The organism is Fibrobacter sp., from assembly GCF_045601785.1.
In the GTDB taxonomy this organism is placed as follows: Bacteria; Fibrobacterota; Fibrobacteria; order Fibrobacterales; family Fibrobacteraceae; genus Fibrobacter.
This window is the reverse complement of sequence record NZ_JAZSAF010000047.1, coordinates 1-12,374: the sequence shown is the minus strand read 5'-3', so window position 1 is coordinate 12,374 and position 12,374 is coordinate 1. Positions and strand designations below refer to the sequence as shown.

The following is a 12,374-nucleotide window of genomic DNA, read 5'->3' as shown; positions in this document are numbered from 1 at the left end:
GACTTTATCGCCATGACGGTTTGTTTCGTCCTGGCGTATTGGGTGCAATTCCATAGTGGCTGGATTGCGGATAAGTATGATCCGAACAAGGTGTTTGCGGACTATGCCTACATGGGACTGGTCCTGAACATTGGCTGGATTATTCTATTTACCTGCGGCGGACTCTACCGTTCGTGGCTCTTGATGTCGAGAACGCACCAGATCCTGCGCGTGCTGCGTGCCGTGCTGATTGGTATTGTCATTATCATCGCCATTCTGTTTGGGTTGGAGTTCCTTGGCAAGGTCCTTGCGAACGAACCCTTGAGTAGCGGCTACATTTACGGTTCACGCTTCCCGTGGATTTTTATCTACGGCGGCTTTGCGCTGTTCATGGTGGTGCTTTTCAGGATGCTGATTTATAAGTGCTTGCGCGGTCTCTTGAGCCGTGGCTTTGGCGCAAACAACATCTTGGTACTGGGTGCGACTGAAGCGGGCAAAAAAATTGCCGAGGCACTTGCGAAGACCCCTGAGCGCGGCCAGCGCGTGGTGGGCTTTGTCGACGAACGCTACCAGGTGATGGACCATGAGTTTGCCAATGTGCCGGTGCTTGGCAAGTATTCGGACTTGGCGACGCTGATCAAGAAGTACAAGGTCACAGGAATCATCATAGCCCACGAAAGTTCTTCGCCGCAAGAGATTATGCGCGTGCTCGTGTGGGTGTGCGACCAGCCGGTGCATATTTACCTGGTGCCTGAACTCTACAGCGTGGTGCATGGGCAGTTCAAGGCGAACCTGGTTTACGGCTTTGAATTGCAGGAACTGTTTGCTTTTACGATGCCCTTGTGGCAGGTGCGCGTGAAGCGCGCTATCGACATCGTGTTTGGCGCTTTCCTCGGTCTGATTTCTTTCCCGGTGTGCGTGCTTGCAGCCATTGCCATCAAGCTCGAAGACCATGGTCCGGTGTTCTATTCTCAGGAACGCATTGGCCTGTACGGCAAGCCATTTACGGTTTACAAGTTCCGCACGATGCGTACCGATGCCGAAAAGTTTGGCGCCCAGTGGGCCACCAAGGACGACCCCCGCATTACCAAGGTGGGCAAGTTCCTGCGCAAGACCCGTATCGATGAACTTCCGCAGATTTTGTGTGTGCTAAAGGGCGACATGAGCATGGTAGGACCGCGCCCGGAGCGCGCCGTGTTCATTGCCAAACTTCGTGAAGAAATTCCGTTCTATATTAGCCGCCTGAAAATGAAGCCGGGCCTGACGGGTTGGGCTCAGGTGTGCCACCATTACGATACCAGCACCGAAGACGTGAAAATCAAGCTGCAGTACGACATGTATTACTTCGAAAACATGAGCCTGCTTCTTGACTTCCAGATACTGGTGCGGACAGTGTATGTGGTGCTGACCGGAAAGGGAGCACAATAGCTATGAGGTCGCTCGTTTCACTCGCTTTGAGTGGTGAGGTCGGTCGCCTCCGGCTCCCTTTGAGCTTTTTATTTAATAACCTCATACCTCAGAGGGGCATCGCCCCGACCTCATACCTCATACCCTAACCCCTAGGTTATAATTATGTATGGAGATTGCTCAATACCCGTTTTCCCAGTTAATGATGCTCTCACGATGATTCGCTTGGCGCTTGCCGAGGACGTTCGCACGGGTGACGTGACGAGCGAATGGACGATTCCTGCCGACCAGAAGCAGCATGCCCGCTTGATTGCAAAAGAAGACGGTGTACTCGCAGGCCTTCCGGTGATTGAACTCGTTTTCCAGGAACTCAAGGCGAATGTGAAGGTGACGCTCCACAAGAAAGACGGCGATGTCGTTAAAAAGGGTGACCTGATTGCCGAAATGGATGGTACGACACATGAACTCTTGACGGGCGAACGCACGCTTTTGAACTTTATCCAGCAGCTTTCCGGTGTGGCAACCGTTGCCCATACCTTCCAGGAAGCCTTGAAGGGCGGAAAGACCAAGGTTCTCGATACCCGCAAGACGGTTCCCGGTTTCCGCACGCTGCAGAAGTATGCCGTTCGCGTCGGTGGCGGTTCCAACCACCGCATGGGCCTCTTTGACATGGTGCTGGTGAAGGATAACCACATTGCGGCAGCCGGTGGCGTTCTCGAAGCGCTTGAAGTGGTGAAGAAGAACAACAAGCAGAACTTGATGGTTGAAATGGAAGTGGAAAATTTTGACCAGCTGCGCGCCCTGTTGAACAAGGGTGTCGACGTCATCATGCTCGACAACATGAGCAACGAGATGATGGCCGAAGCCCTCAAGATTATCAAGGAAAGCGGTGACCAGTGCCTGGTGGAAGGCTCGGGCAACATGACGCTCGAACGCGCGAAGGAAATCGCGACACTCGGCCTTGATTATATCTCGGTGGGTGCTCTTACACATAGTGTAAAGGCCCTCGACATTTCCATGAGAATATAACAGACCATTCGCGCCAATGGCCCAAAAGGGGCGTCTAGACTCCTTTTAGACGGCTGAAAAATACATCTTTCTTATAAGGGTATTGAAATCTTTACAATGCCCTTTGATTTTTCTATTTTTGGGCGCGAAAAAATCAAGGAGAAAAAATGAGCAAGGACTTAAAGGAAAAAGCTCTCGAATACCATTCCATGGGTAAGCCCGGCAAGATCGAAATCGTGCCGACCAAGCCGCACAGCACGCAGACCGATTTGGGTCTTGCGTACACTCCGGGTGTAGCTGTTCCTTGCTTGGAAATTGAAAAGGATAACAACCTTGCTTACGAATATACGGGCAAGGGTAACTTGGTTGCCGTGATTTCTAACGGCACCGCAGTGCTTGGCCTCGGCGATATTGGCGCCCTCGCGGGCAAGCCGGTGATGGAAGGCAAGGCGCTCCTGTTCAAGATTTACGCGGGCATCGACGTCTTTGACATCGAAATCAACGAGAAGGACCCGAAGAAGTTTATCGAAATCGTGAAGGGTATCGCCCCGACGTTCGGCGGCATCAATCTGGAAGATATCAAGGCTCCGGAATGCTTCGAAATCGAAGACACCTTGAAGGCGGAACTCGACATCCCCGTGATGCACGACGACCAGCACGGTACGGCCATCATTTCTTCGGCGGGCCTGCTGAACGCTATCGAGGTCGCAGGCAAGAGCATTCGCAACGTGAAGATGGTGGTGAACGGTGCGGGTGCAGCCGCCTGCGCCTGCACGCGACTCTACTTGTCGCTCGGTCTCAAGAAAGAGAATCTGGTGATGTGCGACAGTAAGGGTGTCATCCGCAAGGACCGCAAGGGCCTTACCGAAGCGAAGGCTTTCTTTGCGACCGACCGCACCGATATCGAAACGCTCGAAGACGCCATGAAGGGCGCCGACGTGTTCGTGGGACTCTCCAAGGGTAACATCCTTACCCGCGAAATGGTCCGCAGCATGGCCGACCAGCCGATTGTTTTCGCTCTTGCCAACCCGACTCCCGAAATCAGCTACGAAGAAGCCATGGCGAGCCGTGGCGACTTGATTTTTGCGACGGGCCGCAGCGACTATCCGAACCAGGTGAACAACGTCATCGGTTTCCCGTACATTTTCCGCGGTGCGCTTGACGTGCGCGCCACCTGCATCAACGAGCACATGAAGCATGCCGCCGTGCGTGCGATTGCCGCGCTTGCGCACCAGCCGGTGCCCGATGTGGTGAATATTGCCTACAATGCGCAACGCTTTACTTTCGGCAAGGAATACCTTATCCCGAAGCCCTTGGACCCGCGCCTGCTTACGGAAGTTTCTATCGCCGTCGCGAAGGCTGCCATCGAGAGCGGTGTGGCCCGCAAGCCGATTACCGACTGGGACGCTTACTACGACAGGCTCCGCGACATGATGGGCTACGACAACAAGCTTATCCGCCAGTTCAGCGATACCGCCCGCAGCAACCCGAAGCGCGTGGTGTTTGCCGAAGGTGACAACCTCAACATGCTCAAGGCCGCCGTGCAGGCGAAGCTCGAAGGTGTGGCGCACCCGATTCTGCTCGGTAACGCCGAACGCATCCAGATGATGGCGAATAAGGAACAGCTCGACCTCACGGGCATCAAGATTGTGAACCCGCGCTCGCCTGAGGAATTTGAACGCCGCCGCAAGTATGCAGGCATTTACGCTGAAGAGAACGGCCGTAACGGTGTTACCTTCGACGAGGCCCGCGACGACATGTTCGAGCCGAACCATTTTGGCATGATGATGGTCAAGACGGGCGATGCCGACGCTTTCATTACAGGCGGTTACTCCAAGTACTCCGAGACCATCGAACTTGCCAAGGAAATCATCGGTATCCGCGAAGAATACAAGCACTTCGGTGCCATGCACATTTTGAGCACCCGCAAGGGTACGTTCTTCTTGGCCGATACGCTGGTGAACCGCGACCCCGACGCCGAAACCCTCGTGGATATTGCGAAACTCACGCATGACGCCGTACGCTTCTTTGCCCACGAACCGGTGATGGCGATGCTCAGCTACGCGAACTTCGGTAGCGACAAGGAAGCGGCCCGCGGTACGGCAAACAAGGCCCGCGATGCGGTGAAGATGATTCACGAACAGTTCCCGGACTATGTTCTCGACGGCGAAATGCAGGTGAACGTGGCGCTCGACAAGGAACTGCGCGACAGCAAGTACCCGTTCAACAAGCTCAAGGGCCAGACGGTCAACACGCTTATCTTCCCGTGCCTCTCTTCTGCAAATACCACTTGCAAGATGCTTCTGGAAATGGGCGTGGGCGAATCCATCGGTCCTGTGCAGATGGGCCTGAACAAGCCGGTACACTTCACCGACTCCGATGCCTCCGTGCACGATATCTTCAACCTGACGGTGGCCGCCGTTATCGACGCGATTGTGCAGGAGAAGAAGGACGAAGAGAAGAGCCGCAAGAAGTTCGACAAGATGTGGTAAAAACTACTTCTTTTTATCCTTTTTAGCCTTCGTTTTTGCGGAGGCTTTTTTCTTTGTAGTAGATTTTTTGGAAGCTTCTTTCTTTCCCTTGACTTTTTTCGGCTGCACGGCGGCTGGCTCGGATTCAGCCGTTTTTTCAGAAGAAATTTCTGCAGGGTTGTTTTCTGCCGAAATTGCCGCTGGCGGTTCCGCCTTTACAGGTGGCACAGGTTCTGTGGCTTTGGTAGAATCGGCTACCTGTTCGGGTGCGGGGGCGACGCTTTCTGCTATAGCGGACGTATTTTCGCTATCATCGTTGCCATCGACGATTGGTTCTTCTTGTACAGCGGATTCATCCCTCTTTTCGATTCGGTCGTGAGGGTTGTAAATTTTGTCACGAGAAAGTTCGAAGCCGATGGATAGGCGCGCGCCTGGAAGGTCGAAATGGCGTTGCTACGCAAAAGATGATTGTGCAATAGTGATGAAACACATATCGTCAAACATTTTGCTTGACTTTTAGGATTGCAGGAATTATTTTTGGGCTAATCAATATAGGGGAATCCCATGAATAATGTTGTAAACTTTTGTAAACAAAAAAACAAAGCGGCGTCTTTTCTTTAATTTGTGCCGCTAGTATAGGGCTTTTTGGCTGCGGGAGTGATTCCAGCAGCAGTGGCCCTGACGCGACGAACGATTTGTGTTCCGTTACCAAGACGGGAAACTCCGTTACTGTAAAAACGGCTGCAAATGGAACTGCGACGACTACCGTCTATGTGTTTGGCGCGGATGGAAATATGGTTTCGCAATCCACAATTACCGATTATTCTCAAATGGGGGATGACGTTACTGCTAAGGCTGTTTGCGAAGCCTCGGGAACGGTAGAGGGATTTAGTGCGACCTACGAAGCCGGTAAGTGCACGATTAATCAGACCGTTGGCTTGGTAGGCACTTTGGATGAAATTTACGATGCTCAAAATGCAGTTTGCGATGCAACAAATGAAGTTGCCAAGCCTGCAAGCAGTGGCTCTAGTGAAAACTCTTCTAAGTCCGAGAAAAGTCTAGTAGAACTTTTCCGGTCCAGTTGCGCCGAATCCAATTCTGGCGAAACGGTTAAAGTATCCGATGAAAAAACAGATTATATTTGCGCCTCTATTGATATGGGAGTGGGAATGGCCTCTTACACGTGGGCGCCTGCCGTTAGCAAAATAGAGGATATGGACGAATGCTCGCAAAGCTGGGCCATCGCAAATCCCCAAAAGACCTATGCCTATGACAAGTCCAAAAAACAGATTTATACGTGTTCCATGGATCCAGAATCCTTGACTTGGAAATGGTCGGCTTTGGGCGCCGCGCTTGATATTGGCGATGATGATGGCGATGAGGATGGTGATGAGGATGGTGATAAGGATGGTGATGATGACGAGCTCGGTTCTTCCGGCTCTTCCAAAACCAATTCTTCGGAATCCTCTGAACCCGAATTGTCTAGCAGCTCTGGACCAAGGGAAAAAGTCGTAACTTTCGAAGACGGTATCATGTACACATCCACCTACGGTGACCGCGTTCGAACTTTCTTCAACACCGTTGACGAATATACCTTCTTTGATGATAACAAAGAGACAAAGGATAGTTCTGGTTGGTGGTTCAGCTTTGACGATATCGCTGATGGAGGATATTCTTCTGTATTTACGGGATCAGAGATGGGTGCCTACACGGCAGAAATCGACCTCGTATACGATTGGGAGTATAATGGGGAATATATGGAAGCCGTTCCGTATCCCTATGCCGCCATCGGTTTCAATATGTCCCCGTCGGGAACCTCCGTAAATATGTCCGATTGGGAAGGAATGTGTGTCACCTATTCTGCAACGAAGAAGGTTGCTTTTACCTTGAAGAGCTTTGGTGACGGAAGAAGCTCCTGGTATGCGACCTTGCCGAGTGGTACCGTCAAAACGGTGGATCTTGCATTTAACACGAAAACTTTCCATCAACCCAGTTGGGCCATCGAACAAGATCTCGATTACCCGACTTTCAAAGGTGCTTTGGCAAGCGTCCTAGCCATCCACTTCAAATATTCCAATGACGAGGCTGGCGTTTCTTGTCCGCTTTCGTTGGAAGGGGACTGCGTTACTACGTCCGTCAATAGCATCAAAATTCACAAGATCGGCAAGTACGGCGCCTGCTCGAACTAGGCCTGATAAGCTTCCGCACGCCCCGGCCCAGCCGGGGTTTTTTATTGTCTTCTTCTTTGCTCAAATGAGCAATTTTTGTCAGAGAAAATTACTATATTTGGGCGGCTATGGATTATGGTGTTTATGGAAGTACCTGGTGGAGTAAAAAGTGGTTGGACCACTTGCTTGCGGGTACATCCGGACGGGATATTGATTACGCCTTTAAATATGTGACGCGGGGACAGGTGCAGCCGTTTACGGTGGCCGATAACCGCGTGATGGCGTCGGTCAAGGGGCCCAACGGTGGACTCCATAATGTGTACTTGGTTTTCCCGAAGTTCGACAAGGACCGCGCCGATGTCTTTGTGGGGCTCCTGAAACAGCAGCCGGTGGAACTTGCCGCCCTTTCGAACGGGGCTATCAACCAGTCCATCGAGCTGATTCTTTCGAAGTGCGGGCTTTCGCTGTTCGATACGCTGGACCGCGTGAACATGAATTGTGACTGCAAGGATGCCCTGCCTTGCCGCTACGTGATTTCGGTATTTTTGAAGCTTGCCGAGATGATGTCCGCCGATCCGTTTGTGCTGTTCAAGATTCATGGTCTCGACATAGCTTATCTAAAGGACTACAAGCCGGAACCCGTCGAATCGGATGTGCCGAGCGAGTCTACGCTGGTGCGGATTTTGCCGGTGAATGACCGGGTGGCCTCGCCGCGTATCCCGATGTTCAAGTTTGGGGAGTGGCGCGACTATTCGCATATACTGCCCGCGATGCTTTCGAATTTTCCGGAGTTCTGCCCGGCGGGGAACTTCAAGAAGAGCTTTGTCGACGAACTGGAACGTTGCCGTGCCTTCTACAACCATTTTGAAAAGTTCGAGCAGTTTGCGGTTGATTTCGGCATCTACCATGCGCATACCTTCTTGATGGAAAAGGAACGCTTGCAGATTGTGCATGGGCGAGGATGGCAGTGGACCTTTAACCAGCTCGAAGATGAACGCGAAGTGGCGACGGGCCTGTCTGTCGAAAATGTGATGGGAGCCCTTTGCCGCCTTAATCAGGATTGCGTGTGGCACAACCATGTGACTGTACGCTTCGTGCATCAGCTTTTGCAGGTGGCGTATTACCTGGTGCGTTGCGGAGCGATTTACCCGCAGGTGTTCTGGCTGAATAACGTGACAGCGCAGATGCGTTGGCTGCCTGCAGAAATGTTGCCTGATGTGCTCTCGGTGGTGTCGGATTTGGAAAAGTCGGTGCCCGACGACTTTGCCTTTACGATGCGGGATCAGGTGCGCGAAGACCTGGAGTGTGCCGCCGAACACATTTTGTCGGTGTTTATTGGCAAGCTGCTGAAGTTTGCGCGCACGGCGCAGAGCTACAAAAAAGGACCCCATGAAAACCTGCTTGGATTTTTCTTTGACTGCAAGTCAGGGCGCCTTGCGGCGAACGGACTCAAGATTCCCTCTAAGATTCAGTCGTGGTTCTCGGTCTATAATTCGCTCGAGTTTAACCACAAGATTATTTTCCACTGCTCGGAGTGCGGCAGAGACATCGCGATGGATGTCTTGATAGAAACGGCCGCAGGCCGTGAACCGCTGAAGGCCCTGTATGAAAATAGTGACCCGAGGCTTTTGTCGCTGATGAACGTACTCAATTGCGTTGCTGAAACTTTCAAGCCGCTGAACGCGTATCTGAAATGCCGCGCCGCAGAGCCGTTGGTGATGCAAGGTGCTGAACTCAAGGAATTCGTGACTTATTCGGTCAAGAAGTTCGAAGTGTTCGGCATCGTGACCGAAATGCCGCGCTCCTTAAAGGAGATGGCGCGGCCCAAGCAGCAGATGAAGCTGAAGGGGAGCCTCGGTATTGGCGCATTCACGGCGGGCGACCTGCTGGATTTTGACTGGGAAGTGGCCCTTGGCGATGAGAATGTTTCTGCCGAAGAATTCCTGCGGCTAGCGAAGGATGCGGGCGGTCTCTTGAAGTACAAGGATCGCTACATCGAATATACATCGGATGACTTGGCGCTTTTGCAGCAGCGCTTGGACGAGCGCGAAAAGAGCAAGAAGGGGGGAACTGCTGAAACTGCGACGGATGCGGCAGAAAATGCCGAAAGTGCCGAGTCGGGTGGCGAAGATCTCGACGAGGAATCGGCTGCCGAAAACTTCATCCCTTCAACGGCGAAGCTTCTGCAGGCATGCCTTACCGGAAAATGCGACGATATTCCAGTTGACATGACCGATGGTCTAAAACAGCAGCTGGATTCCTGGCGCGGCGAGACCGAAGTTGCGTTGCCAGAGAATTTGAATGCAACGCTTCGCCCTTACCAGGAACGCGGGTACTCGTGGATGTACAAGAACCTGCAGATGGGATTCGGCTGCATCTTGGCCGATGACATGGGCCTCGGTAAAACGCTTCAGGTAATTGCTTTTCTCTTGAAGCTGAAACAGGATGGCCGACTGAACGAAGGTCGAGCGCTGGTGGTGGTGCCGGCGGGCCTCCTTTGCAACTGGCAGATGGAAGTCAAGAAGTTTGCTCCTGAACTTTCGGTATTTACATACCACGGCGCCTCGAGAAAGCTGGACAAGTTCAATGCGGACTTGCTGATTACGACCTATTCCACTTGCCGTCTCGATTTCAAAAAGCTGGAAAAGCTGAATTGGCAGGTGGTGGTCATCGACGAAGCGCAGAACATCAAGAACGCCGACAGCGAACAGAGCCGAAAGATTCGTGCGTTCCGCGCACCCATGAAGATTGCCATGAGTGGCACCCCGGTGGAAAACCGTCTCATGGAATTCTGGACGATTATGGATTTCTGTAACCGCGGCTTTTTGCCTTCTGCAGCGGAATTCCGCGACAAGTACGAGACTCCCATCCAGAAAAACGCCAATCAGGCCGTTGCCGACCGCTTCAAGAAAATTACGGGCCCCTTTATGCTCCGCCGCATGAAGACGGACAAGAGCATCATCAGCGACCTGCCCGACAAGATTCAGCAGAACGAGTACGCCGCACTTACGCGCTCCCAGGCGGCGCTGTACAAGCGCACGCTCGACGAATTCATGAAACAGCTGCAACTGCTCGAAGAGGGCGTCTCTATCGACGTGAGCGAGGACATGCTGACGATCGCATCCGATGCGATGGGGGGCTCTGCTGGTGCCGCGGGAACTGCGGCGGATCGCTCAAGCGGGACGGGCGATTCACACAACCTTTTCAAGCGCAAGGGACTCATTTTGCAGATGATTTTAGCACTCAAGCAAATCTGCAACCATCCGCGTACATATCTTAAGGCAGGTGAGGCAAATGTCGAAGATTCCGGAAAGCTTGGTATGCTGTTGGACCTTCTGCGTTCGATTCTCGATCAGGGCGAAAAGGCGATTATCTTTACGCAGTTCCGCGAAATGGGCGAGCTTTTGAAAGAAACGCTTGCCCGCGAGCTTGAAGTGGATGCGGACTTCTATCACGGCGGCTGCACGCAGAACCAGCGCAACGAAATGGTGCGCAAGTTCCAGGAAGATCCTGAAACAAAGGTGCTAATTCTCTCGCTGAAAGCCGCCGGTACGGGCTTGAATCTGACTGCGGCTTCGCAGGTGATTCATTACGACTTGTGGTGGAACCCGGCCATCGAAGCCCAGGCGACCGACCGTGCCTTCCGTATCGGACAGACGAAGAATGTGCAGGTGCATCGTTTCATTACCAAGGGAACCTTCGAAGAGAAAATCGACGCATTGCTCGAAGCCAAGAAGGCCGTGGCTCAGATGACGGTGAATGCCGGCGAAACCTGGCTTGCCGACATGGATGACAAGCAACTCGGCGAAATATTTACGCTCGATTCTGCATCGGCAATTTAAGTCTGGTTGAGCCGAAAGCGACTTGTCTTAACAAGTCGTGTCGGCGAGAGTGAGCGCTAGGGATACGTACTTAGTTGATTGGGCGCGAACGGTAATAAAAAGAACCTCGATTCAATGATCGAGGTTCTCTGCTTTCGGAAGCATGTCCCGGCAAGACACTCCAACCGGCCGGGACTCCACACGAAACTTACTTCAGGATTACCTTCTGGATGAACTTCTGGCTGCCCTGGCGAACCATGAGCATGGCGGCGCCGCGGTAGTCGCTAGAGAGTTCCACGCGGTTCATGCCCTTGCTTGCGGTGAAGTTCTGCTGGGCGATCACCTGACCCATGGTGTTCATCAGGACGGCCTTGGCGGGAACTGCCTTGGCGGCGCTGAACGAGGCGGTCACCATGCCGGGCTGCACATTCACGAGTATCTTGGATGTTGCGGCGACTGCTGCGGGCTTAATGGCATCCGTTCCACTGAGCGCGACAATTTTACCAGAGGCGGTGCCTTCGAGTTGCGGTTTCTTGTCAAAGTCGTCGATGATTTCGGTAGAACCGTCGGCCTTGATGCCCTTGATGTAGTCGAAGGTGATGGTGCCGGTGACCTGCGTGCCGTAAAGGTTCAAGCCGATGGCATTCACCGAGTTGAGGTCTGTGGGTTCGGTACGGAAGTCTGTCCACTTGATCTGGATGGTCTGGAACTTGGATTCGTCAAGTTCTTTGTCGGCCTGTTCCATAACGGGCGCGTCGAACCAAGCCCAGCTGCTGCCAGTCATCATGAAGAGGTCCATGGAGGTCCAGCCGTATTCACCGCAGCCGTCGCCTGCACCGGTGCAGCCGCCAGCAGTTTCTACAGAGCCCTTCAGACGAATTTCGATGCCAACGTACTTGGAAAGGTCGTTTTTGCCACTAGCAAGGTTGATGCGCAGTGTACCCACTTCGCTGGAGTCGGAAGTTACTGTCTGGTAAGTCACCTGCACGCCCTTGCCGGAACCTTCGGGAATGTCGGGGTTCTGGTTGACGAGAGAATCAATGGAACTGCCCGTGAGAGCGGCCAGGCCGTAAGCGTCGCGCATGGCGTTGAGCGTTTCGTAGTCGGTAATGTCACCCACGTTGCCGCCGAACTTGTTCACCTGGCGGCGAATAATGGTCATGTTACCGTCGCCCTCGTCACCGGTATCCCACACGCAAGGAACGAGACCGTTCTTCTTGGCGGCTGCAGCTGTGTAGCCGTACCAAGCGGCACGAGCCTTCAAGTGAGCCTTCAGGTTGTCTCCTGTGAGCGAGAAACGCTTGACGGCGCCCATTTCGCCGATCACGACCGGGATGCCCTTGTCGGAGAAAGTGCTCTTGAGGCCGCTGAACAGCTGGTCGATGGAGTTCTTGGAACCGAGGGAGGAGCCGGAACAGGTATGTGCTGCGTCGTTACCCGGAGTCTGGTCTTCCCAGTAGTAGAACATCTTGCCCCAGCTTTCGTCGCCGCTGGTCATGAGCGAGAACTGGTACGGGTAG

At 53.1% G+C, this 12,374-nt stretch carries 7 protein-coding genes; 6 read left to right on the top strand and 1 reads right to left on the bottom strand.

Annotation, left to right across the window (positions count from 1 at the left end):
• From ACKI61_RS07140 to ACKI61_RS07115, 6 genes are all read left to right on the top strand, one after another.
• Positions 1-1,407: sugar transferase (locus ACKI61_RS07140; RefSeq protein ID WP_407457062.1), on the top strand; the 1,407-nt coding region annotated here is incomplete at its 5' end.
• Positions 1,408-1,551: 144 nt separating this feature from the next.
• Positions 1,552-2,415, top strand: a complete 864-nt coding sequence (nadC, locus tag ACKI61_RS07135; protein WP_407457061.1) for a carboxylating nicotinate-nucleotide diphosphorylase — start codon at positions 1,552-1,554, stop codon at positions 2,413-2,415.
• A gap of 146 nt (positions 2,416-2,561) precedes the next feature.
• Positions 2,562-4,886: an NADP-dependent malic enzyme gene (locus tag ACKI61_RS07130; RefSeq protein ID WP_407457060.1), complete on the top strand. Its 2,325-nt coding sequence runs from the start codon at positions 2,562-2,564 to the stop codon at positions 4,884-4,886.
• Between the two features lie 67 nt (positions 4,887-4,953).
• Positions 4,954-5,244, top strand: a complete 291-nt coding sequence (locus ACKI61_RS07125) for a hypothetical protein (protein ID WP_407457059.1) — start codon at positions 4,954-4,956, stop codon at positions 5,242-5,244.
• 451 nt (positions 5,245-5,695) lie between these two features.
• Positions 5,696-7,054 (top strand): hypothetical protein, encoded by a 1,359-nt coding sequence (locus ACKI61_RS07120; protein ID WP_407457058.1) that lies wholly within the window; start codon positions 5,696-5,698, stop codon positions 7,052-7,054.
• Positions 7,055-7,161: 107 nt separating this feature from the next.
• Positions 7,162-10,875 (top strand): SNF2-related protein, encoded by a 3,714-nt coding sequence (locus ACKI61_RS07115; protein WP_407457057.1) that lies wholly within the window; start codon positions 7,162-7,164, stop codon positions 10,873-10,875.
• A gap of 187 nt (positions 10,876-11,062) precedes the next feature.
• Here the strand turns inward: ACKI61_RS07115 and ACKI61_RS07110 are convergent.
• Positions 11,063-12,374 (bottom strand): cellulase family glycosylhydrolase (locus tag ACKI61_RS07110; RefSeq protein ID WP_407457056.1); only part of this gene is annotated, 1,312 nt, incomplete at its 5' end.

Excerpts from the sequence above, each read along its gene's own strand:
- nadC (WP_407457061.1), top strand. The coding sequence starts at position 1,552 with ATGTATGGAGATTGCTCAATACCCGTTTTCCCAGTTAATGATGCTCTC.
- ACKI61_RS07130 (WP_407457060.1), top strand. The coding sequence starts at position 2,562 with ATGAGCAAGGACTTAAAGGAAAAAGCTCTCGAATACCATTCCATGGGT.
- ACKI61_RS07120 (WP_407457058.1), top strand. The coding sequence starts at position 5,696 with ATGGGGGATGACGTTACTGCTAAGGCTGTTTGCGAAGCCTCGGGAACG.
- ACKI61_RS07115 (WP_407457057.1), top strand. The coding sequence starts at position 7,162 with ATGGATTATGGTGTTTATGGAAGTACCTGGTGGAGTAAAAAGTGGTTG.